This is a genomic window from Hymenobacter sp. HDW8 (genome assembly GCF_011305775.1).
Taxonomy (GTDB): Bacteria; Bacteroidota; Bacteroidia; order Cytophagales; family Hymenobacteraceae; genus Hymenobacter; species Hymenobacter radiodurans.
The window spans coordinates 2,481,440-2,503,694 of sequence record NZ_CP049907.1 but is presented as its reverse complement, the minus strand read 5'-3'; the positions used below and the strand labels follow the sequence as shown (position 1 = coordinate 2,503,694).

At 54.7% G+C, this 22,255-nt stretch carries 25 protein-coding genes and 1 tRNA gene; 13 read left to right on the top strand and 13 right to left on the bottom strand.

The genetic code is table 11. The annotated features are described in order from the left end of the window. Window positions 1-17: 17 nt before the first annotated feature. On the bottom strand, window positions 18-1,142 hold the full coding sequence (locus G7064_RS10520; RefSeq protein WP_166073536.1) for a DUF2157 domain-containing protein: 1,125 nt from the start codon (window positions 1,140-1,142) through the stop codon (window positions 18-20). Between the two features lie 203 nt (window positions 1,143-1,345). Next, window positions 1,346-2,047, bottom strand: coding sequence for a tRNA (5-methylaminomethyl-2-thiouridine)(34)-methyltransferase MnmD (gene mnmD, locus G7064_RS10515; RefSeq protein ID WP_166073535.1), 702 nt, complete (start codon window positions 2,045-2,047; stop codon window positions 1,346-1,348). Between the two features lie 15 nt (window positions 2,048-2,062). Between mnmD and G7064_RS10510 the strand changes: the two genes are divergently transcribed. The 3 genes from G7064_RS10510 to rlmN all read left to right on the top strand — a co-directional run bounded on the left by G7064_RS10510 (window position 2,063) and on the right by rlmN (window position 4,147). After that, window positions 2,063-2,500, top strand: coding sequence for a thioesterase family protein (locus G7064_RS10510; RefSeq protein WP_166073534.1), 438 nt, complete (start codon window positions 2,063-2,065; stop codon window positions 2,498-2,500). A gap of 35 nt (window positions 2,501-2,535) precedes the next feature. Beyond that, window positions 2,536-3,006 carry a hypothetical protein gene (locus G7064_RS10505; protein WP_166073533.1) on the top strand — a complete coding sequence of 157 codons (471 nt, stop codon included), beginning with the start codon at window positions 2,536-2,538 and terminating at the stop codon, window positions 3,004-3,006. A gap of 73 nt (window positions 3,007-3,079) precedes the next feature. Then, window positions 3,080-4,147, top strand: a complete 1,068-nt coding sequence (rlmN, locus tag G7064_RS10500) for a 23S rRNA (adenine(2503)-C(2))-methyltransferase RlmN (RefSeq protein WP_166073532.1) — start codon at window positions 3,080-3,082, stop codon at window positions 4,145-4,147. 73 nt (window positions 4,148-4,220) lie between these two features. On the opposite strand, the gene G7064_RS10495 is transcribed toward rlmN, so the two are convergent. Both G7064_RS10495 and G7064_RS10490 read right to left on the bottom strand, forming a co-directional pair. Continuing rightward, entirely contained in the window at window positions 4,221-5,378 is a 1,158-nt protein-coding gene (locus tag G7064_RS10495) for a hypothetical protein (RefSeq protein ID WP_166073531.1), read from the bottom strand. 84 nt (window positions 5,379-5,462) lie between these two features. Next, complete coding sequence (locus G7064_RS10490; RefSeq protein WP_166073530.1) at window positions 5,463-6,428, bottom strand: YihY/virulence factor BrkB family protein; 966 nt, start codon at window positions 6,426-6,428, stop codon at window positions 5,463-5,465. Window positions 6,429-6,616: 188 nt separating this feature from the next. Between G7064_RS10490 and G7064_RS10485 the strand changes: the two genes are divergently transcribed. Continuing rightward, entirely contained in the window at window positions 6,617-7,447 is an 831-nt protein-coding gene (locus G7064_RS10485; protein ID WP_166073529.1) for a hypothetical protein, read from the top strand. Window positions 7,448-7,474: 27 nt separating this feature from the next. Here G7064_RS10485 and G7064_RS10480 read toward each other — a convergent pair whose 3' ends face one another. Both G7064_RS10480 and G7064_RS10475 read right to left on the bottom strand, forming a co-directional pair. Then, complete coding sequence (locus tag G7064_RS10480; protein WP_166073528.1) at window positions 7,475-8,206, bottom strand: DUF3891 family protein; 732 nt, start codon at window positions 8,204-8,206, stop codon at window positions 7,475-7,477. A 131-nt stretch (window positions 8,207-8,337) separates the two neighbouring features. Continuing rightward, entirely contained in the window at window positions 8,338-9,321 is a 984-nt protein-coding gene (locus G7064_RS10475; protein WP_166073527.1) for an NAD-dependent epimerase/dehydratase family protein, read from the bottom strand. A gap of 184 nt (window positions 9,322-9,505) precedes the next feature. Between G7064_RS10475 and G7064_RS10470 the strand changes: the two genes are divergently transcribed. The 3 genes from G7064_RS10470 to G7064_RS10460 all read left to right on the top strand — a co-directional run bounded on the left by G7064_RS10470 (window position 9,506) and on the right by G7064_RS10460 (window position 13,365). Then, window positions 9,506-10,579, top strand: coding sequence for a patatin-like phospholipase family protein (locus G7064_RS10470; protein ID WP_166073526.1), 1,074 nt, complete (start codon window positions 9,506-9,508; stop codon window positions 10,577-10,579). Between the two features lie 53 nt (window positions 10,580-10,632). Then, on the top strand, window positions 10,633-11,880 hold the full coding sequence (gene kbl / locus G7064_RS10465) for a glycine C-acetyltransferase (protein WP_166073525.1): 1,248 nt from the start codon (window positions 10,633-10,635) through the stop codon (window positions 11,878-11,880). 189 nt (window positions 11,881-12,069) lie between these two features. Then, window positions 12,070-13,365, top strand: coding sequence for a cation:proton antiporter (locus G7064_RS10460; RefSeq protein WP_166073523.1), 1,296 nt, complete (start codon window positions 12,070-12,072; stop codon window positions 13,363-13,365). A gap of 10 nt (window positions 13,366-13,375) precedes the next feature. On the opposite strand, the gene cdaA is transcribed toward G7064_RS10460, so the two are convergent. Together cdaA and folP are read right to left on the bottom strand one after the other, a co-directional pair. Continuing rightward, complete coding sequence (cdaA, locus tag G7064_RS10455; protein WP_133271400.1) at window positions 13,376-14,215, bottom strand: diadenylate cyclase CdaA; 840 nt, start codon at window positions 14,213-14,215, stop codon at window positions 13,376-13,378. Beyond that, entirely contained in the window at window positions 14,212-15,096 is an 885-nt protein-coding gene (gene folP, locus G7064_RS10450) for a dihydropteroate synthase (RefSeq protein ID WP_166073522.1), read from the bottom strand. Before folP ends, cdaA begins: the two co-directional genes overlap by 4 nt. A 188-nt stretch (window positions 15,097-15,284) precedes the next feature. On the opposite strand from folP, the gene G7064_RS10445 reads away from it, so the two are divergent. The 5 genes from G7064_RS10445 to G7064_RS10425 all read left to right on the top strand — a co-directional run bounded on the left by G7064_RS10445 (window position 15,285) and on the right by G7064_RS10425 (window position 19,621). Continuing rightward, on the top strand, window positions 15,285-15,845 hold the full coding sequence (locus G7064_RS10445) for a DUF1599 domain-containing protein (RefSeq protein ID WP_166075098.1): 561 nt from the start codon (window positions 15,285-15,287) through the stop codon (window positions 15,843-15,845). Window positions 15,846-16,008: 163 nt separating this feature from the next. Continuing rightward, window positions 16,009-17,115: a BT_3928 family protein gene (locus tag G7064_RS10440; RefSeq protein ID WP_166073521.1), complete on the top strand. Its 1,107-nt coding sequence runs from the start codon at window positions 16,009-16,011 to the stop codon at window positions 17,113-17,115. A 63-nt stretch (window positions 17,116-17,178) separates the two neighbouring features. Next, the gene (locus G7064_RS10435; protein ID WP_166073520.1) at window positions 17,179-18,237 is read left to right on the top strand and encodes an ABC transporter permease; all 1,059 of its coding nucleotides are present in this window, start codon (window positions 17,179-17,181) and stop codon (window positions 18,235-18,237) included. A 92-nt stretch (window positions 18,238-18,329) separates the two neighbouring features. Then, the gene (locus G7064_RS10430) at window positions 18,330-18,860 is read left to right on the top strand and encodes a shikimate kinase (protein ID WP_166073519.1); all 531 of its coding nucleotides are present in this window, start codon (window positions 18,330-18,332) and stop codon (window positions 18,858-18,860) included. 83 nt (window positions 18,861-18,943) lie between these two features. Then, window positions 18,944-19,621: a sterol desaturase family protein gene (locus tag G7064_RS10425; protein WP_133271404.1), complete on the top strand. Its 678-nt coding sequence runs from the start codon at window positions 18,944-18,946 to the stop codon at window positions 19,619-19,621. Between the two features lie 75 nt (window positions 19,622-19,696). Here the strand turns inward: G7064_RS10425 and G7064_RS10420 are convergent, their stop codons facing one another. After that, window positions 19,697-19,867 (bottom strand): hypothetical protein, encoded by a 171-nt coding sequence (locus G7064_RS10420; protein WP_166073518.1) that lies wholly within the window; start codon window positions 19,865-19,867, stop codon window positions 19,697-19,699. A 332-nt stretch (window positions 19,868-20,199) separates the two neighbouring features. After that, complete coding sequence (locus tag G7064_RS10415) at window positions 20,200-20,397, bottom strand: hypothetical protein (RefSeq protein ID WP_166073517.1); 198 nt, start codon at window positions 20,395-20,397, stop codon at window positions 20,200-20,202. A gap of 21 nt (window positions 20,398-20,418) precedes the next feature. Between G7064_RS10415 and G7064_RS10410 the strand changes: the two genes are divergently transcribed. Next, entirely contained in the window at window positions 20,419-20,598 is a 180-nt protein-coding gene (locus G7064_RS10410) for a hypothetical protein (protein WP_133271405.1), read from the top strand. Window positions 20,599-20,713: 115 nt separating this feature from the next. On the opposite strand, the gene G7064_RS10405 is transcribed toward G7064_RS10410, so the two are convergent. From G7064_RS10405 to G7064_RS10395, 3 genes are all read right to left on the bottom strand, one after another. Continuing rightward, a tRNA-Asn gene (locus G7064_RS10405) sits at window positions 20,714-20,790 on the bottom strand. 95 nt (window positions 20,791-20,885) lie between these two features. Next, window positions 20,886-21,338 (bottom strand): hypothetical protein, encoded by a 453-nt coding sequence (locus G7064_RS10400; protein ID WP_240935441.1) that lies wholly within the window; start codon window positions 21,336-21,338, stop codon window positions 20,886-20,888. Then, complete coding sequence (locus G7064_RS10395; RefSeq protein ID WP_166073516.1) at window positions 21,322-22,221, bottom strand: 3-hydroxyacyl-CoA dehydrogenase NAD-binding domain-containing protein; 900 nt, start codon at window positions 22,219-22,221, stop codon at window positions 21,322-21,324. Before G7064_RS10395 ends, G7064_RS10400 begins: the two co-directional genes overlap by 17 nt. Between the last annotated feature and the right edge of the window lie 34 nt (window positions 22,222-22,255).

The window sequence follows — 22,255 nt, the reverse complement described above, 5'->3', positions numbered from 1 at the left end:
GACGTGATTAAATGTGATTAGCGACTACTGGCGCGGGCATTGCGCCGCCGCAAATACCAACTCAACCCAAGTAATAGCACGCCGCCACACAGAAAGAAGAGCGACTTATCCATGAATTCCCAAGTCAGCTTGAAGTAAGCTACCATAGTAGTCAGGATAAATAAAATGGTCCCCAGCGTGATGCGGTCGGGGTTTTGCTCCACCTGCGCCCGCCACAGTACGGCTCCTGAGTAAGCGTAAAGTACGACCAAGGAAGCAATGGCTAGCGGCAAACCGCCTGGCAAATAAAAGCCCGGCAGCAGCAGCAGCCAATCGGTGGCACTGCCCATCCGGTCGCGGGTACGCTTGCCGGCCAGTGAAAGAGCAAATACGAATACGAGGGCCGCTACGTAGGCCAGCAATGGTGGCCGCAGCATGCCCGCGTAGCTACCTACTTCCCCATAAAGCGCGAGTCCCAGCATAAACACAAAGGCCGTAATCAGGGGTGGCCCTTGCAGGGCGCGGCCAGCGGGGCGGTCGGTTTGCCAGTCGCCAGCGGCGTAAATGAGCATGGCCGGCACGAAAAACCACGTGATTTTGGCGTGCAGATGCCCGATAAGCAAACCTGTTTGCCAGAGCAGGCCGCTAGCCAATACACCGCCCAGTAGCACATCGGGGAGGCGCCACCAGTAGTAGCCTAGTCCGCCCGCCGTCAGTATAGCCGCCGCGTAGCTGAAAGCGCCCAACTGGCCGGTGGTATAGCCCTGCACCACGCCCCCGATTACCACGGTGAGTACAAACAGAAACCGACTGCGGTACAGATACGTGAGCAAGGTGCCTGCTACGGCCCAGGCTACGAGCCCCGTTACGTCGTAACCGATGAGCTGGTACATCTGCCCGGTCAGGATGATGGCTGCTCCAAAGAGAATCAGGCCTAACCCCACCAAACCGATGCCCACTGAACTATTGCCCCGGCGCAGAAAAAACTCGCCGCTGGCGTAGGCGCCCAAAAAGCCCCCCAGCAGCAGCCCAATCCGCAGCCACTCCGGTAGGCCCTGCCAGTTGGCCGCTACCAAACTCAACGCACTTAGGCCAACCAGCAAACTGCCCAGCAGCGGCAGCAAGCCAATAGCCCGCACATCTTCCGGGTATAGCTCCAGCAATTGTCGGTGCTGCTCGGGGTGATAATCCCCTTCTTTACCCAGTCTGGCCCATCAGTTTCGAGGAGTTTGCGGCTCATGTGGGCAAGTTAGAAAGTTTGGAGATTGACAAGTATAGAGAAGTAGCGGATGAAAGGATATGGCCAAGATTTGCTGAGTCGATTTTTATAATCTTAGAACCGCAACAAGACGCGTCATGTCGCTTTTCAACTCAATTTTCTAGCTCGCGTCATCTCACGCTTACCGGGCGGACCAGGAATTTTCTCCACTACCCATCCCGCCGCCTTTAGGCTGCGCCGGAAGCTGCCTTTAGCACAGTAGCTCGTCAAAATGCCCCCCGGCGCGGTAGCGGCAAATAGCTGATCGAACACGGCATCGGTCCACATGTCGGGTTGCTTTTCGGGAGCGAAGGCATCGAAATAAACCGCGTTGTAATGCGCTGCGGGCAGGGCAAAATCTTGTAATGCCGTGTGGAGCTTTCGTAAGGTGAAACGGGAAGTGATGGGCACGGCCTCATTCCAAGGCGCAGCATGCAGCTGGTAGTGAAACTCCTGTAGCTCAGGGTTTAGAATGTAGCGCTCCACGCCCAGCGCAGCAACAACGTGGGGAGGTAGTGGATATTTTTCCAGCGTATCGTAGTGAATAAGCTGGGGCGCACTCAGGCCGCGCTGCAAGGTGAGCAAGGCATTTAAGCCGGTGCCAAAGCCGATTTCCAGCACTTGAATTTGCCCCCCAGACGCCAAAGCTGGCTCTAGTCCTGCGCCCAGGTACACGTGCTGCGCCTCCTGCACGGCGCCATGGGTGGAATGATAATGCTCATTCAGCGCTGGCACGTACAAGGTGCTGGAGCCGTCTTGCGTCACTCTTACTTCTACCTTTGGCTCCGCGCGTAATTCTTCGTTGCTCATCTTTCTTATTCAAACATGGCCCGTGTAAAAGTAGCTCTGCCCGACGCATTCCCGCTTACTGTTCAGATTCCGGTCCGCATCACCGATCTCAACTACGGCGCCCACCTCGGCAATGACGCCCTGCTAAGCATCTTACACGAAGCCCGCGTGCAATTCCTCCAACATTGCCAGCTACCCGAATTCGACCCGGCTACCAAAACCGGCCTCATCATGGCCGACGTGGCGATGGAATACAAAGGAGAAGGCTTCCACGGCGACATGCTGCACATTCAATTAGCCGCTACCGATCTTCACCGCTACGGCTTTGATGTGGTGTATTGGGTAAAAAACCAAGATGGGAAGGAAATAGCCCGCGCCAAAACCGGCATGCTGTGCTTCGACTATAACACCCGCAAGCTCCGAAATTTGCCCCCCGACATGGAAGCGCAGTTTGGACTCGCACCTACTACGTAATGACTATCTTCAAGCTCTAGCTGTTACCTATTCCTATGCTTCCATTCACTCGAATTATTTGCCGGTTAACGCTGCTACTCAGCTTTGTAGCCGTCGGGTTAATGGTCCAAGCCCAATCTTCTCCAAAGAAGCCCGCTCAGGTAAGGCTGCCCATCGATTCTACCAAAGTATACACATACGTAGAGCATATGCCTGTGTACTCAGGTGCTGGCGACATGAAGGGCTTAACTGCGGATTTTCTGCGCGAGTTTCAAGCTGCCAGCGCCAAAGGCGGCTGCTCACCACATACCCCGGTCTTCGTTAGCTTCGTTGTCGGGCCCAGCGGCGGTATTTATGATGTCACTAGTGTTCATGAACTGCAAAACGTTTCATATCCCAAGCTGTCGGCCACGTGCGAAACGGCGCTAATAAAGGCCAGTCAAAACTTGTCCCGCTTTAAGCCTGGAATGCAGAATAACCGCCGCGTAGCAGTAAGATACATCTTGAAGTTGAGCGCCACGAAATAAGTCGTAACTCAATAATAGGCGCAGAAGTCTATATTCTGGAACCCAAGCGCCTGCTACGTTGTATCTTTGCCCTATGATATCCTTGCCCGTACTGACCAAGCGCGACATTCGCAAACTCACACCCGACGAGCTCAAAGCCTTTATGGTGGAGCACGGCGAAAAGCCTTTTCGTGCCAAGCAGGTGCTGGAGTGGCTCTGGAAAAATACGGCCTCCTCGTTTGAGGAGATGAACAATATCAGCCTGTCCACGCGCGAGCTGCTAGCCCAGCACTTCGTTATCAATGGCGTGACGGTGCAAAACCACCAGCTCTCCAACGACGGCACCATCAAGTCGGCGTTTCGTCTGCACGATGGCAATATCGTGGAGGGTGTGCTCATTCCGCACGATACGCGCATGACGGCCTGCATCAGCTCGCAGGTGGGCTGCTCGCTAACCTGTAAGTTTTGCGCCACCGGCTACATGGAGCGCAAGCGCAACCTCGACGCGGCCGAAATCTACGACCAGGTGGTGCGCATCCGGGAGCAGTGCGAAAGCCAGTACGGCACGCCGCTTACCAATATCGTGTACATGGGCATGGGCGAGCCGCTACTCAACTACGCCAACGTGGTGAAAAGCGTGGAGCGCATCACCGCCCCCGACGGCCTGAACATGGCCCCACGCCGCATCACCATCAGCACGGCCGGCATTGCCAAAATGATCAAGAAGCTGGCCGACGACGACGTGAAAGCCAATCTGGCCCTGAGTCTGCACGCGCCCAACGATACCAAGCGCAACGAAATCATGCCTATCAATGAAGCCAACTCGTTGGCGGCGCTGAAGGAGGCATTGCAGTATTATCACCAGAAAACCGGCCGCAAAGTCACCTACGAGTACATCGTATTCGAGAACTTCAACGACACGCTGGAAGACGCCGCCGAGCTGTACGCCATCAGCAAGTGGCTGCCTTGCAAGGTGAACCTCATTGAGTACAACCCCATTGAAAACGCCGATTACCAGAACGCCGAAGCCGACAAGATCGCCGCCTTCCACAAGTTCCTGGCTGACCGCGGCGTACAAACCAACATTCGTCGCTCGCGGGGCAAAGACATCGATGCAGCCTGCGGGCAGCTAGCTGTGAAAGAGAAGCCAGTAGCCGCCTAAGTTAACCAGCTACAAAAAAGCCCCCCAACAATAATTGGGGGGCTTTTTTGGCTTTCATTCTTCGTGTAAGCCGCTATTTTACTTTGCCGAATCGATAGGTAACTTCTAAATAAGCGGGCACAACTATTCCGTCTTCGCCGTCGGTACCGTACAAAATTCCAATGCTGCCGCTCAGCCGGGCGGCGGCTATACGCAAGCCTGCCAAACCACCAAAGCCACCATCGACGATGTAGGTCTCATTGAGAAGCGATACACGGCGCGACACGCGTGTAGCGCCGCCAATTACCACTACCGGGCTGCTTTCTACTTCGCCGTCGGCGAATAAATAGCCGAGCCCGAGCGTCACGTTATTGTCGGCGGTGCCGTAGGTGCCGAGGCCATAGCCTATGCCGCCCGTTTCGCCAAATACGCTGGCAAACAAAATACCCGCTCCCACGCTGAATTTCTCCGTCACGGCAACACCTACTTTGGGCGTAATAGCTAGAATATTCAGCCCTGCGCCCGGAAATAACCCCACTAGCCCACCAATGGATATGTTATTGGTAATGCCATAGTTGCCTCCCACGATGAAAATATCAATGTCCTGCACATAGCCCTCACCTTTTCGCAGGGTGCGGGCGGTAGGTGCGAAAAAGAGGCGGGTGCCGTTGCCAACTGGCTCCCAGCCCCTTCCGGCCTGGTCTGATGTCAGCGGCTGCATGTTTTTTATGTTGGCCTGCTGCACCGTGATGCGCCCTACGTCCGTAGTCTGAAACTCATATTCTCCGGCCCGCTGAGCTACGAGTCGGCCGATAAAGGAAGTGCCCGTACGAAGTTCTACGGAATACATCTGACCCAACGAGTCAGGCGTGCCAATTGCACCCGCGGCAAGGCCAGGAGTAGCACTTAGCAACTTCTGGCGCTCTTCAATGCTGGCGCGCACGGCCCGGAAGTCACTGACAGTAAAGGGGCGTTGCTTGATGCTGCCATCGAGCATGGTCGCTTGTAGCGTAATTGAGCTATCAGGCGTGAGAGCTTGAAGGAAACGGGCTTCCCGGAAGTCATCGAACGAGAAGAACGGAAACAGCCCGTACGTAACCTTCTCCTGCTTATCAATCGATTCGCCTACAATTGGGCTCACCGTCAGTACTCGAGTTTGGGAACTGGTAGTTTGCTGAGCTACTGCATGTTGGGGCGTAAAAAAGCCCCCCAAGCCAAGCAGGAGCAATAGAAGACGGTAAAGTGATTTCATACAAAAAAGTACATCAGGGCAGTGCCGTAAACGTACTCGTTTGCTTCAATATTTAAATACCACTAGGTCTGAATAATCAACCTTTTATTTTCGCCAAGTGCCCTGCGCCCGCGGGCGGCCCGTGGCGATTTCTTCATTTGACTCGCCAATGGGCACTTCGCTTACTCGTATGCGCACAGCGTGGGCTTTGGGCTGTACCTTTTGCCCAAAAGCATCGGCAAACTCCTGCGTGAACTCGGCCCCGAAGAAGATAATCAGCGACGAGTAATTAACCCACAGCAGCAGAATAATAACGGAGCCCGCAGCACCGTAGGCCGAAGCTGGTTCGGCCTGTGCGATATAAAAGGCAATCAGAAATTTGCCCAGCACAAATAAGCAAGCCGTAATAAAAGCGCCAATCCAGACATCGCGCCACCGGATAATAGCGTCGGGCAGGAAGCGGTAGATTAGCGCAAACAAGGTGGTGGTAATGGCAAGAGACAGCGCCAGATCAAGCAAGCGAATAAAAAACACCGCTACGCCGGGCAACAGTTGCTGTAGGTAATCGGTGAAGGCAGTAAGCACTGCGCTGACGACGAACGAGATAAGCAGAAGCAGAGCCACGCTCAGAATCAAGCCAAACGACAGCAAACGGTCGCGGACAAACTGCCATATACCGTTGCGAGGTTTTACTTTCAGATTCCAGATGTCATTGATGCTTTCCTGTAGCGTAACGAAAAATGTAGTGGCAGCAAAGATCAGGGTAGCAATACCAATGAGCGATGACAAGCCGCCTTGTTGTGACTGGTTGAACTCGTTGATGGAATCCTGAATGAACTTGGCCTCCTCAGCCCCAACTATACCTCTGATTTGCTGAAAAAGCTGGCCTGTAATGGCCTCAGCACCAAGGATCGTGCTGGCCGAAGTGATAACAATGAGCAGCAGAGGCGGGAGCGAAAATATGGTGTAGTACGACAGCGCCGCCGCGTGGCGAAACGAGTTGTTCTGCATAAATTCGCCAGCCGTAGATTTGAAAATGCCAACGATGTCGGAAAGGCGATAGGGCGTCATAAGAAAGGGAAAGCGAACGATAGGCTTGGAGTACTGGCTACTAGTACGGGCTGGAAGTGCCATGCGTTCGGTTGAGTGTTTCATATGGCCACCCACTCGTGCTTCTCGTATAGATGCGCCCGCACCTCAACTAGTCAGCAAAGCTCAACGCTAGGTCGGTATTTTTCACATCTTCTATCTTCTTGTTAATGAAGGCTTTTTGTCCTTTCCTGCGCACCGTTGGTCTCAGCATGGTGATTGCTTTTTCGCTTTACACGATGAGTTGCCAACGCATTCGCGAGGTGGCTACTATCAGCGCTACGCCAGCTTATCCGGCCGGCCAGGGCTTCGACCTCGCTGGCTCCGACGAGCGTGCCATTGCCATTGCCGACACCGTGATGGCTCGCATGGGTGGCTATCAGAACTGGCAGAATACCCGCTACTTGGCGTGGAGCTTTTTTCGGGGCCAATACCAGATTTGGGACAAATACACCGGCGATTTTCACTGGGAGCAGGACAGCTTAGTGGCCAATTATAACCTGCTCACGCGCACTGGCAAAGCCTTTAAAAGCGGCAAGGAAATAACGGACACACCTGGCGGTCAGGAGCTACTCGAAAAAATGTATCCGGTTTGGGTAAATAACTCGTGGTGGCTCATCATGCCTTTTAAGCTGAAAGATTCCGGCGTGACGCTTACTTACCGCGGCTTAGGTACCACCTTCGAAAACGAGCCTGCCGACATCCTGCAAATGACGTTCAAAGACGTAGGCGTGACACCCGAAAACCGCTACGAGATTCGGGTGCTGCGCAGCAGCGGGCTCGTGCATGAGTGGTCGTACTTCGCTAAGGCCGATGATCCACAACCTACCTTTCGCCGCCGCTGGAGCGACTACGCTCAGCACGGCAACATACTGCTCGCCTCTGACCGCAGCGACCCTACCAAGCCTGCGCGCATCACTGATATAGCCGTTCGGCAAACTGTTCCGGTTGGCATTATGGACAGCCCTGTACCGGTGCAGAAGCTGAAAAGTTCACTATAGTTGGTGTTTGGGGGCTTTTTTGAAGCTCTACGACTTCACAAGCTTCCACCGCAACGTCTCAATAGGAGCTTCGCGCAAGCGCGCCGATAGCTCCGCATCGTCTTGGAACTGAAGCTGAGCCAACATACTAGCCTCGACGCTCACGGTGAAGTGAGAAGCTGCAAAGGGCCAGGGCGTAATGGTCACGGGGCCATCGGCGGTTGGGCGGGTCACGTCGTAGCGCCTCCCATCAGGACCTTGACTGATTTCGAGGGCTCGACCCATCTCCGGCAGCTCCCGACGACAGAGAATCAGGGAGAGTCGGTCGCACCACTGCATGAGGTCGTAGGCTTGTTGGGCATCTGCTTTATTGATGCCTAAGCCTTTGCGCCAGCGCTGCTGATTGGCTTTTTGCTCGTCTAGAAAAGCGTCCAACTCCTTTTTTTGCCCCCTGAGTGCTTCGTATAGAAAGCTCAGATGCATACTGGTAAGCAAGCTGCGCCACTGGCCCTGAAATCGCGCGGCCCGAAGTACGTTGGTGGCCTGTTCCATGGAGAAGTCCACCATCGTGAAATCAGCGGGGGCACCAGTGGGGGTGAGGCCGTAGTGGCCGTCCCAGGGGCGCTGCTCGTCGTCGTGCTGGGCTATGGCTGCCAAGAGGCCTACCCAGCGGTCGGTGGGCCCAAACGGAGTCCAATGCCAAGCTATCTGCGCGGCTAATAGGGCATGTGATTGTTGGTAAATAATCTGCCAGCCGTCGGCCGTGTAGTTGACTATCATTTTCTCACAGCAGGTTCGCGCAGAGATACACGCATGTTAGCAGAGAACGGTCGTTGCAAAAAACAGTTTTGCAATCACAAAAAAAGCCCCCCAGATAATTTCTGGGGGGCTTTTTTTGTGAAATCAAAAGCTTAGCGACCTACAGCTACTTGGGGCTCAGCTTGATGAAGGTGTAAGAGCATATCGGCCGTCATTTTATCTAGGTCAAACTCAGGCTGCCAGCCCCAATCCTGGCGGGCGCGGGAGTCGTCGATGCTGGCGGGCCAGGAGTCGGCAATCTGCTGGCGCGAGTCGGGCTTGTAGGTTACCTCAAAATCCGGCTCGTGGCGCTGAATAGCGGCCGTAATTTCGGCTGGCGAGAAGCTCATGGCCCCGAGGTTATAAGAAGAGCGCACTTTGATTTGCTCGGCCGGGGCGTGCATCAAATCCAGGGTGGCTTTGAGCGCGTCAGGCATGTACATCATCGGTAAGTACGTGTCCTGCTGCAAGAAACACTCGTAGGACTGGCCGGCTACGGCTTTGTGGTAGATATCCACGGCGTAATCAGTGGTGCCGCCGCCGGGCAAGGTTTTGTAGCTGATCAGGCCGGGGTAGCGCAGGGAGCGTACATCGAGACCGTGGTTTTTGTGGTACCATTCGCACCACTGCTCCCCGGCCAGCTTGCTGATGCCGTACACCGTGCTGGGGTTCATAATGGTCAGTTGGGGGGTATTTTGGCGGGGCGTATCGGGCCCGAATACGGCAATGGAGCTGGGCCAATACACCTGCGCCACTTTATACTTTACCGCCAGGTCCAACACGTTCAGCAAGCCATCCATGTTTAGGCGCCAGCCAAACTCCGGGTTTTTCTCCGCCGTGGCCGACAGCAACGCGGCCAGGTGGTAAATCTGCTTGGGACGATACTGCGCAATAATGGCTTCGAGGCGGGGGCGGTCGAGCACGTCGAGCAACTCGAAGGGGCCGGCCTCTTGCAGCTCCGGTTGCTTGGGCGGGCGCACGTCGGCGGCAATGACGCGATGAGCGGCGTAGCGCTGGCGCAGGGCGTGAGTGAGCTCGAAGCCGAGCTGGCCGCAGGCACCAATAACGAGAACGGTATCGCTGGGAGTGGTTTCCATGCTGAGAAAAGGGGAATGTGGGTGGGGTGGGACTACAAAGATACCGGGTCGGGTGGTTATGCCAGTAACTTGCCCGTCAGCAAGCATAGCGGCACTCGCTCCGCAACTCCCGTGCCCAGCCCAAGCTCATCAGACAGATGCAACCGCTTTTGTCTACTTTTGGGTAACCCTCAAACAATACTGTATGCGGCGTTTTGTCCTGCTACTGGCCTTTTATTGCTGTATTGCCTCTGTGGCGCAAGGCCAAGCGGCCGCACCTGTTACCACCTACCGCAACTTGGTGATGGAAGGCGGGGGCATTCGGGGCATTGCTTATGGCGGCGCGTTGGCTGAATTGGAAAAACAGGGGGTGCTGGCGGGTATTCAGCGCGTTGGCGGGACCTCGGCGGGCGCCATTCAGGCGGCGTTACTGGCCGTAGGCTATTCACCGCAGGAGATTATCGAAGTAGTAAATAATACGCCTGTGCAGCGTCTGAATGATGGTCGCCTGATATTTTTTGGCGGTAGCACGCGCTTACTCAAACAGTACGGCTGGTACCGCGGCGACCAGTTTACGAAGTACCTCAGCGACTTAGTGGCCCGCAAAACCCAGAATCCCAACCTCACGCTGGGCCAGCTTCACGCGCTAGCCCAGCAAGGCAAGGGCCGCGACCTGTACGTGACAGGCACCAACCTCACTACCCAGCGCACCGACGTATTCAGCTACGAAACCCACCCAAACTTGCGCGTGGCCGACGCCGTGCGCATCAGTATGAGCATTCCGCTGTATTTCCGGGCGGTGCTGCTCGATGAGCAGGGCCAGGTAGTGCGCAAGCCGGCTAAAGAACAGAAAGTAAACGTGTTGGTGGATGGTGGATTGCTAGCCAATTACCCGCTCAACCTGTTCGACCACGCTCGATATTTGCCCCCCGGCGCTGCCACCCCCGACGCTGGGGGGCTTTTTATCAACCCCGAAACCCTAGGCTTGCGCCTCGACCGGGCCGAGCAGATTGCCTATGATACCCAGCCCGATGGCCGCCGCCAACTGGCGCCCTACGACATTCATGATTTCGGCAGCTACATGGGCGCATTTTATACCTTGGCCATCGAAAATCTGAACCCCACGGCAGCCACCGACTGGCCGCGCACCGTTAGTATCAATACGCTGGGGTTCAATCCCAAAATCAAGCAGGTATCGGCGGCGCAAAAGCAGTCGTTAGTAGATAGCGGCCGACAAGGAGTGCAGGATTTCTTTGCACGAACGCAAGCCAAAAAATAACGGAAATTGCCCCGGTTTCTGTGTAGTAATTGACATTCAACCTTTCCCATCCTATGTATACCACCCTCCAACCCGACCTTGAAACCCAGCTGGCCGATATCAAAGCCAACGGGCTGTTCAAGAAAGAACGCGTCATTACCTCGCCTCAAGGCGCGACTATCGAAACTAATGAGGCTGGCGAAGTGCTGAACTTTTGCGCCAATAATTACCTGGGCCTGTCGTCGCACCCCGAGGTGATTGAGGCGGCCAAGGCGGCTATTGATAGCCACGGCTACGGCATGTCGTCGGTGCGCTTTATCTGTGGCACTCAGGACATTCACAAAAAGCTGGAGCGCAAGCTGGCTGATTTTCTGGGCACCGAGGATACCATTCTGTATGCGGCCGCTTTCGATGCCAACGGCGGCGTATTTGAGCCGTTGTTCAACGAGCAGGACGCTATTATTTCCGACGCGCTGAACCACGCTTCCATTATCGATGGTGTGCGTTTGTGCAAGGCCCAGCGCTACCGCTACACACACAACGACATGGCGGACCTGGAAAAGCAACTTCAGGACGCTACCGCTAAAGGCAGCCGTCACCGCATCATCGTCACCGATGGCTCCTTCAGCATGGACGGTACCATCGCCCGCCTCGACCAGATCTGCGACCTCGCCGATAAGTATCAGGCGCTGGTGATGGTAGACGAGTGCCACTCGACGGGCTTTTTGGGCAAAACGGGCCGTGGTACCCACGAGCTGCGCGGCGTGATGGGCCGCGTGGACATCATCACTGGCACGCTGGGCAAGGCGCTGGGCGGTGCCATGGGCGGATTCACCACGGGCCGCAAAGAAATTATTGAAATGCTGCGTCAGCGCAGTCGGCCGTATTTGTTTTCTAACACGCTGGCCCCGGCCATTGTAGGCGCATCATTGCGCGTGCTGGAATTGCTGAATGAAAGCACAGAGCTACGCGACCGGCTGGAAGAAAACACCAAGTATTTCCGCGAAAAAATGACTGCCGCTGGCTTCGATATTAAGCCCGGCGAGCACCCTATTGTGCCGGTAATGCTGTATGATGCCAAGCTAGCCCAGGAATTTGCGGCCAAAATGCTAGATAAAGGCATTTATGTTATCGGGTTTTACTACCCCGTCGTGCCGCAAGGTCAGGCCCGGATCCGGGTGCAGCTGTCGGCCGCGCACACCCGCGAACATCTGGACAAAGCTATTGCTGCCTTTATCGAAGTTGGTCGGGAGCTAGGGACGCTGAAAGACCGAAGCGCCGCTCAGCCCGAAGCCGGCCAAGTAGTTACGAATACCCCTTAATCGACCTTAGTCAAGATAAAAAAGCCCCCGGATACTTTCTGGGGGCTTTTTTGTGCTTCTGTTGGTTTGTATCCCGCTCTTGCTTTCGCCCGAATACGGAATTGCCTAGTTTGGACCGCCGCTACTGCCGAGGATAGCCGAACGCATAACGTTCTGCGTAAGTGACCACCTAGGCCTTTCGCAGTTTCTATGTCAGTATACAATATTGCCCTCGTCATGATGGGGGTGGCCATCCTGGGCGTAGCGTGGCTGCCGTCCTTGCTGGAAAAATATCCGCTTTCATACCCCATCCTGTTTATCGGGCTAGGTATGGCTGCCTATTCGTTGCCCCTCGGCTTGCCGCCCGCCGATCCTTTTGCGCACCCTAAGCTGGTCACGCATTTGTCGGAGCTGTGCGTGATTGTGGCGCTGACTGGCACCGGACTCAAAATTGACCGTCCGTTTTCATTTGGCACCTGGCGCACTCCCATCCGGCTGGTATTGGTGCTGATGGTGCTTACTATTGCCGGTATCACGGTAGCGGGCATTACTCTGGCCGGTTTGGCTTTACCCTCAGCAGTATTGCTGGCGGCCTGCCTGGCGCCCACCGACCCGGTATTGGCCGGTGACGTACAAGTGGGCGACCCCGGCGAAGGTCGCGAAGACAACGTTCGCTTTGCCCTCACCGGCGAAGCGGGCCTGAACGATGGGCTGGCTTTCCCTTTTGTGTATCTAGCATTGGCCCTGCTGCCGGCGGCAGAATCCTTATCTGCCCGTCTGATTGAGTGGGCCTGGATGGACCTGATCTACCGGGTGGGCGCTGGCGTGATGCTGGGCTGGCTGTCGGGCCTGCTGCTGTCCTACCTGATCTTCAACCTACCCAAAAAGCTCAGCATCAAGCCCAGCGCTTATGGATTTGTGGCGCTGGCTGTCACGCTTACCAGCTATGGTGTAACTGAGCTGGTGCACGGCTACGGGTTCTTGGCCGTATTTGTGGCCGCCGTTACGCTGCGGGGGCGAGAGCGTAAACATGAGTATCACAAGCAGATGCACGCCTTTACCGATCAAATGGAGCGTCTGCTAATTGTGGTTATTCTGATACTCTTTGGTGGTGCCATTATCGATGGATTGCTGGCGCCGCTCACTTGGTCGGGTATGCTGATTGGCTTATTGCTGGTGCTGGTGCTACGGCCTCTGGGGGGCTTATTGACGCTGCTGGGGGCCCGAAAGGTGAATGTAGCCGAACGTAGCGTGATTTCCTTTTTCGGAATAAGAGGCATCGGCTCTATTTTCTACCTGGCTTTTGCGCTGGAAAAGGCTGAGTTTCCGCAAGCGCGTGAATTGTGGGCCATTCTGGGCTTCACAATGCTGGTATCGATTAGCCTGCATGGCGTGCTGGCAACGCCGGTGATGAATTGGCTGGACCGCCGCCACGGCCGAAAAATTGCCGCCGAACTTAGTGAGTGCGAAGAAGATGAGGAAGTTAAAGTAGCTACGGTTGAGTAGAAAACCTTAGTTAAGCCGCGACTTCCGTAGCTGCTGACGCTGGGGAGGTGGGAGTTTTGGCGGCCAAATCGAACAGCATCTCGTTTAGCTTGGCGCGCAAATCAGAGGAAGACAGATTGCGAAATACCTCTCCGGCACGCACCAGCGAGATCTGACCGGTTTCTTCACTCACTACCAGCACTACACTATCGGTAACTTCCGTGAGGCCGATGGCGGCGCGGTGCCGCAAACCTAGCGAAGCCGGCACGTCGGGGTTTTCGCTGACGGGCAGAATACAGCGCGCCGCCTTGATGCGGTTGTTGGCAATAATAACGGCGCCATCGTGCAGCGGGCTGGTTTTGTTGAAGATGCTCATCAGCAGGCGCTTACTAACGGCAGCATCAATCAGGTCACCCGAATCGGCGTAGAACTTTAGCTCCGAAGTCATGGTAAAAGCAATGAGGGCACCAGTGTTTTTGCCCGCCAGACTTTTGGCCGCTTCTACAAACGGTACAATGCTCATGCGTTCAGTAACTTGTTCGCGGCGCCACGGAAACACACGTACTCGATCGAAGGCCGTTGCTTTGCCAATGGTGAGCAAAAAGCGCCGGATCTCCTGCTGAAACAGGATAATGCCCGCCAGCACACCCACGCTCATAAACTGACCTAAAATACTGGTCAGAAGCTCCATGCCGGCGGCTTTCACCACCAGATAAAGTAGGTAAATGGACATAAAGCCCAAAAAAACCTTCAGCGCCACGCTCCCCGTTAGCAGCTTGTACAGCTGATAAAACAATACCGTGACCAGTAAGACGTCAATCACGTCTATCCAGCCTATGCGCAGGAAGCCGACGGAGAATGAGCCGATCACGAGGAGGAGGGAATGAGGGTTTGTTGCACGAGCCGCACAGTGTGCACGGCTTCCGCTACATCATGTACGCGCAACAATCGCGCACCGTTGAGCAAAGCGACGGTATTTACGGCAATTGTACCGGTGAGCGCAGCGTCGGGAGTGAGGCCTAGAGGCTTGTATACCATCGACTTGCGCGAAAGACCGGCCAGTACCGGCAAACCCAGCAGCGCCAGTTCGGGTAGGCGACGCAGTAGCTCATGGCTTTGAGCCGGCGTTTTAGCGAACCCGAAGCCAGGGTCGAGAACGATATCCGTTACGCCGGCGGCATACAGAAGAGCCAGCTTATCGCGGAAGTAACGCACGAGATCTGTTACGATATCGTCTTCGTAGTGCGTTTGCTGCGCCATATTCTGAGGCGTGCCGCGCATGTGCATGAGCACGTACGGTACCCCAAGCCGACCCGCCGTAGCAAACATATCGGCATCAAGTGTGCCACCGCTCACATCGTTGATAATATCGGTGCCGATGGCTACTGCTTCAGCGGCTACATCAGCCCGGAAAGTATCGACGGATAAGACTGCTTCAGGAAAAGCCCCCCGCACGGTCTCCAAGGCGGGCAGCACGCGGGCTTTTTCTTCTTCGGCCGAGATATCCTCAGCGCCCGGCCTAGTGGAATAGCCCCCCAGATCGAGAACAGCCGCGCCCGCCTGCAGCATTGCGTCGGCCCGCCGCAGCAGGTCGTCGGTGGTGGCGATGCGGTTGCCGGCGTAGAAGGAATCGGGGGTCAGATTCAGAATACCCATGACCTGCGGCTGGCGCAGATCCAATACCCGTCCGTCGCGGCAGCGCAGGGTTTGCCTCGGGGAAAAACACGTATCTTTCGCGGCGGTCTGGAGCATGATAATCTAGGGTCTGAGCGCTTAGGGACTTGGTTTTAGGCAAAAAGCTGCATGGTTCGGGCTTCTTTCAGCAGAAGTCAAAGCGAAACAAGCTTGCGCCACAATTGGCCCTAGTTCTCACTGCCAGCCTACCTTCCAGGTGCCCACGTATCCACGATCCGAAGTTCCTTAAATCTATAGTGAAAATCTTGCAAACCCAAACCCAGCAGGAGTACGACCAGGTGATAGAGCAGTGCCGGGCGCTGTTTCTGGCCAAAACCCACGATTACGGCACGGCTTGGCGCATTCTGCGCTTGCCCTCCGTTACTGATCAGCTGTATATCAAGGCCCAGCGCATTCGCTCCATTCAGGAAAAAGGCACCCAGCTGGTAGCCGATGGCGTGAATGAGGAGTTCATTGCCATCATCAACTACTGCGTGATTGCCCTGATGCAGCTGCACTTGCCCGCCGATTCATCCCACGATTTGCCCCCCACGGAAGTAGCCGCCGCCTACGACCGTGAGATACAAGCCAACCGGGATTTGCTCTTCGCCAAAAACCACGATTACGGCGAGGCCTGGCGGCAAATGCGCGTGCCTAGCATCACTGATATTATTCTGATGAAGCTGCACCGCACCAAGCAGATTGAGGACCTGGGGGGCAAAACGTACGTGTCGGAAGGCGTGGAGGCCAACTACCGCGATATGCTGAATTACGCCGTATTTGCCTTGATAAAGCTGGAAGGGGAAAAGGGTAAATCAAAGGCATAGAGCGCTAGGCAGAGCGGCGCCGAAGCATGCCCGCCTGATATTTTCAATCATAGTATCTGCTACTTCCCCGACCTTTTTGTTTGCGTATGGGGTTTTAAGCCCCAACTTAGTAGCCAACTCTTAGCCTCTTAGCGCCTTGAAGTCTGCCAGATCCATCCAATTAATGAAACTTATCACGCATATCTGCTGGGTGCTGCTCGGCGCGGTTTTTATTTTTTCGGGATTAATAAAGCTCAACGACCCAGTGGGTATGGGCCTCAAGCTGGAAGAATATTTTGAGGTGTTTGCTGAAGATTTCGGCTCCTTCTTTCTGGTTTTCAAAGGCTTTGCCCGCACGATGGCTATTCTGCTCAGCTCGCTGGAGGTAGTGCTGGGCGTGTCGTTGCTGCTGCGCTGGCACCTGCGCAAAACGCTGCTCACGTTGCTGGTGCTGCTCGTGTTTTTCGGCTTCCTGACGTTCTATTCGGCCGCCTTTAATAAAGTAACCGACTGCGGCTGCTTTGGCGATTTTATTAAGCTCACGCCCTGGCAGTCATTCTCCAAAGACTTGTTTTTGTTAGGCTTATGGGCAGTGGTATTCTTCAATCAGCGCTTCCTGCGGCGGGTATTCGCCAAGGGTACGCTGGGGGTAATGTATATCACGGTGGCTTCGGCCGTGGCTATTGGCATCGGTGTGCGGGCCTTGGGGCACCTGCCATACTTCGATTTTCTGCCTTATAAAGTGGGCAACGATATCGGGGCCCTGATGAAACCGCAGGAGCAGGCGCGCTACAAGTATGTGCTGGAGCGCAATGGTCAAACGCAAGAGTTTGACCAATACCCAACCGACACAACCTGGAAGTACAAAAGCATGGAGGTGCAAAACCCCGAAGCTTCCCGGCCGATTATTACCGACTTTGCCATCTTCGATAGCGACGGCAAAGACCATACGCAGGAAATACTGAAGGGCAATAAGTTGTTGCTCATTGTGCAGAACACAGTAAAATCGGACCGCGACCGATACAATCTGATAAATGCCCTGATTGCCAGCGCCAGTAAGTCGCCGAATAAGATTATGCCGCTAGTACTCACCAGCAGCAGCCCCGCCGACATTGATGCTTTCCGCCACGATGTTAATCTGTCGGCTCCGATTTACTACGCCGATGCTACCGTGCTCAAATCCATGATTCGCTCCGATCCGGGCATTATGGTGCTGCAAAACGGCGTCGTGAAGGGCAAATATCATTACCACGACATCCCCGATCAGGAAACCGTCGATCATCTTTTATAGCGAAACTCTCCTTTAGGATGACTCACGTGACAGTGATGACGAACTAATTTTGCCCCCCAACCTATGTTTTCCTTTGTACTGCGCCGCCTAGGACAAGGTGTGCTGATACTGGCCGGCGTAGCGCTCACCGTCTTTTTCCTGTTTGCGGTACTGCCCGGCGACCCCGTAGCGCTGCTGGCCGGTCAGCGCTCCGACGTGGCCACTCGCGCTGCCATTGCCGCTGATTTGGGCCTTGATCAGCCCTTGCCTGCTCAACTAGTTGGTTACCTCAACGATGTGTCGCCCGTGGGCCTACATCCGCGCGACTCTGCGGGCGTGGCCAAGTATGGTGGCACGGCCCTGCTGCCGCTGGGGGGCAAAAATGCGCTGGTACTCAAATCGCCTTATTTGCGCCGCTCTTTCCAAAGCAATAAAGACGTGCTGAGTATCCTGCTCGATCATTTCACGGGTACACTTTGGCTGGCCCTGGCCGCCATGCTGATTGCCGCCGTGTTCGGTATTCTGTTTGGCGTAATAGCCGCCGTGCGCCCCCATTCCTGGCTAGATCGGGCGCTGATCACCACGTCTGTGCTGGGTATTTCGGTGCCTTCGTTTGTGGCCGGTATTCTCATTGCCATGACATTTGGCTTTTACTGGAGCCACTGGACGGGCCTCAATCTGACCGGGCAGCTCTACGAAACCGATCCGTTTACGGGGCGCCACTTAGTGCTACGGAATCTGTTGCTGCCAGCTTTTGCGCTCGGCATCCGTCCTCTGGCCGTTATCACCCAGCTTACGCGCTCTTCCATGCTTGATGTATTGAGCCAAGATTATATTCGGACGGCGCGGGCAAAAGGACTTTCCAGCTACCAGACAATTGTGGGCCATGCGCTCAAAAATGCGCTCAATCCGGTTATTACGGCTGTGTCGGGGTGGCTAGCTTCGCTGATGGCGGGGGCCTTTTTTATCGAGTATATCTTCAACTGGAAAGGCTTGGGCACCGTGACGTTGCGAGCCGTCGAAAACCTAGATTTTCCGGTTGTCATGGGTGCTACCATCTTTATCGCCTTTCTCTTCGTTGTCATCAATATCGTGGTCGATGTGCTGTATGCTGTGCTTGACCCTCGCGTGCGTCTTTCCTGACAGCTGTATGTAGGCTAGGGGCACAGTACCTGTGCTCGTGGTCCAATTGATAAGCAGAAGCGGGTGAATAGAATAAGAATCTGATAGGCAGTATGATAACCGATGATAGCCTTTACCTGATTGGAATGCCGGGAGCGGGCAAAACGACGCTCGGCCGAGGGGTGGCTGTGCGCCTGGAAATGCCTTTTCGTGATTTGGATGAGGAGATTATCGCTCATGAAAAGCGCAGTATTCCCGAAATATTCGCTGCTGAAGGACAGGATTATTTCCGGGAGGTAGAAGCAGCCGTGCTGCGGACATTGGTAGCCGAGCAGCCCCGCATGGTACTGGCTACGGGCGGCGGGACGCCCTGCTTTCACCAGAATATGGACCTGCTGCTCGCCACAGGCACCCCGCTGTATTTGGCCGTGCCGGTGCCCGAATTGGTACAGCGGCTTCGTCGTAGCCTCAGTCGTCGGCCACTTCTGACGGATATTCCCGACGAAAAGGCACTAACAGTTCATATAAGTGAAACCTTAGCTCTTCGCCATCAGTTTTACGACCGCGCGCCATTGCGCTGCGAAGGGATCTGCACGGTGGAGGCGATGTGGCATTTGCTGCATTCGTATTACACCACTGGCTAGTCAGTTGGCTTCTTCGCCAGCCCATAGTGCGTTATTTGCGCTGTGGTTTGTACTTTTGCTCTGAATAAGAAGCTTATTTGTATATGAATACCGCTCCCTCTCCCACACCTGATTTACAACCCACCCCGGTAAAAACGCCCGGTGCCATTAAGCCCAAGCATAAAGGCTCAGCGCGGTTGTTTGAAAATCCGGTACTGGAAAGACTTACGCATACCCATATTGCTCTGCCTGTATCCATCTTCATGATTACGGCCTTAGGCAGCCTCTATTACGGGCTTACGCATGGCTTGATTGCAGGCTTTTCGGCTTTCGGCTTGTTTCTGCTAGGCTGGTTTATGTTCACATTCGCGGAGTACGCAATGCACCGCTACCTGTATCATTTGCCGGCTACTACGCCCAAGCGTGCCAAGTTTCAGTACACCATGCATGGCGTACACCACGAGTTTCCCAAGGATAAGTCGCGCTTGGCAATGCCGCCTATTGTATCGGTTTTTGTCGCCTCGCTGCTTTTCTTCCTGTTTCGGTTTGTGTTCGGTAACGCTGCTTTTGGTATTCTATCGGGCTTTATCTTTGGCTATGCACTCTATTTGTTTGTGCACTATGCTATTCACGCTTACGCCCCGCCCAAAAACTTTTTGAAAGTATGGTGGCATCACCACGCCCAGCATCATTATCGGCAGGATGAAATTGCTTTCGGAGTGAGTACCACTATCTGGGACCATATCATCGGTACTATGCCAGATCAGAAAACCAGTAAGTAGAATGCCAGTACTTTGCTCAATAAAAAAGCCCTCCAGAGCAGTTCTGGAGGGCTTTTTTATTGAGCAAAGTGTATGCTAGCGTCGCATTTTCCGCACTAAGAACGCGATGAGCACCACCACGATAAACACACCGATCAGCGCGGTCCAGGCACCGGCCTGGAAAATGTCACCTATCAGGTCGCAGCTGCTGAGCGAAAACGTGAGCAGTACGAGGAGGCCGAGGAGGAAAGGACGAAAGTTTTTCATAAGATATCAGACGGAGGAGAGGGAAAGCCAGCACAAGGCCGGACTGCCTGATGATACTGCCTTGGCTTCTAAAAGGTTAAGAAGGCCTACTAAACGTATGCCTGACGGCCATCAGAACACAGTGGCAACATCCTTGCGGTCTAGAGTGGGTTATCAGAATCAGAGGGGCGCGAATGCCTTGTCACTTATTATCTATCTGCCAAACAGATAGGATTCACCACCAATTTGCCTACTTTTCGTTTTCCTTCTACCTAAAATCTAATTACCGTGAAATTATCGTTCCTCTTTCTCAGCAGCTTCCTTTATCTGCTGCTACCCATCAGGGGAATAGCTCAGACCGGAAAAACCACTCCGGGTACGTCGGTTTTGCAGAAAGCAACAACAACTCCAGCGCCACCGGCCGCTCCCACCACATCGGAGGCTAAGCCCATAGAGCCCACTAATCTGACAGGGACGGTAGTTAATGAAGCTGGCAAGCCTCTGGCTGGGGTTACGGTGAGCTTAGTAGGAGCGCCGCAGGAGTCCAGCATTACCAACTCGGCGGGGGCTTTTTGCTACGCTCCACCCTGGCTTCGCCCGTGCTGCGCGTGAACTATGCCGGATATGAACAACAGGAAGTAGCCACCAAAGGAGCAACTCCGATGGCCATTCAGCTCAATAAACTACCGAACTACGAACGGCAGCGCAAACAACAGAAAAAGGCGGCCGAAAAGGCGTATCGCAAACCTTAGTAAAACGACACAGGCTCATACTGACGGACATTTCATCCGGCGTGCCTTAGAGTTGTAGTGCTAGAAAAGAGAAAGGCCAGTAACAGACTGATGTATAGTCTATTACTGGCCTTCTTGGCGCTCCCTCCTGGGCTCGAACCAGGGACCCTCTGATTAACAGTCAGATGCTCTAACCGGCTGAGCTAAGGAAGCGGTTATGGCGACTTTATCAGTCGTTGCGGGTGCAATGTTAGGGCAAAGCTGTAAAAATCACAAATGCTTTCTACTTTTTCTTTCAGCTGAATTTATTAATTCGTGATTGTCAGCAAATTACCAGACAGCGAAGTGGCGTACTGACGGAGCGGACGGGGGGCGGGGCCACCGCGTGGCTGGCCTTGCAGCGTAAATTGCGAGCCGCAGCAGTCGTCAATCAGAAATAAGCGGGAAGCATCAATAGTTACCGTGGAACACGCCGCATCGTAGGGGCGATAGGGGCAGTTGCGCTCAAAAGCCAGGTACGTGGTAGCATTTTGGCGCACGATGATAAGTCCTCGCACACCGCCGGCTATCTCCACTGAGCCGTTGTCGGTGCGCAGCTGCGGGTAGCGCTGGTCCAGAATGCTTATGCTCTCATTAAAGCTAACAAAAGGGATTAGCGGCTCGGCGCTGCTGGAGTCGCCACAACTTGCCAAACCGAGTGCAATGGTGAGTGACAAGGCCATAAAGGCACGCTGGGGGGCTTTTTTAACGAGAATAATCATAGAACCCCTTCCCCGTTTTACGGCCATGATGGCCTGCGTCTACTTTCTGCTGCTGAATGCGGCTGGGCCGAAACTTAGGATCGAAGTGAAACGCTTCAAACATGGCGCTGGTCACCGAGAAGTTGGTATCGACGCCAATCAAATCCATGAGCCGAAACGGGCCCATCCGAAAGCCGGTGGCTTCCAGCAACTCATCTACAACCTCAAACGACGCTACCTGTTCCTCGACTAGCTTCAGGCTCTCCACGTAGAAATGCCGGGCCACCCGATTCACGATAAAGCCCGGCGCATCGGCGGCGCGTACAGGCTGTTTGCCAAGCTTTTCAGCCAGAGCCTGCACGGCATCGGCTACTGCTGGAGCCGTGGCTACACCGCTAATTACTTCAACCAGCGGCATAAGCGGCGCCGGATTGAAGAAGTGCATTCCTACCACCCGCTCCGGGTGTGGAACTGCCGCTGCTAACCGCGTTATCGGCAACGATGACGTGTTCGAAGCTAGAATGGTCTGGGGGGCATTTTGGGCCGCTAAATTCTGGAAAAGCTCATGCTTCACCGTCAGCCTCTCCACCACTGCCTCTATAATCAAGTCGGCCTGTACAACGGCTAAGTTAGTGGTCGGACGGAGGCGGGCTAAGGCGGCTTCCCGTTCTGCGGGGGGCATTTTTCCCTTCTCCACCAGCTTACCCAAGCCCGACGCAATAGCAACTTCTGCCTTCGCCAGAATATCGGCGTTCAGGTCAAATAAGATGGTCGGGAAGCCGTGCTGCACGCAGAGTTGCGCGATGCCCAATCCCATTGTGCCCGCACCCACCACCGCTATTGTCTTGATCTGCTGCGGAACCGATTGCTCAGGAGCTATGGCGTTTTCAGTGGATGTAGTCATAGCTAATCAAGCAAAAAAGGGAAGAGGCGGGCGT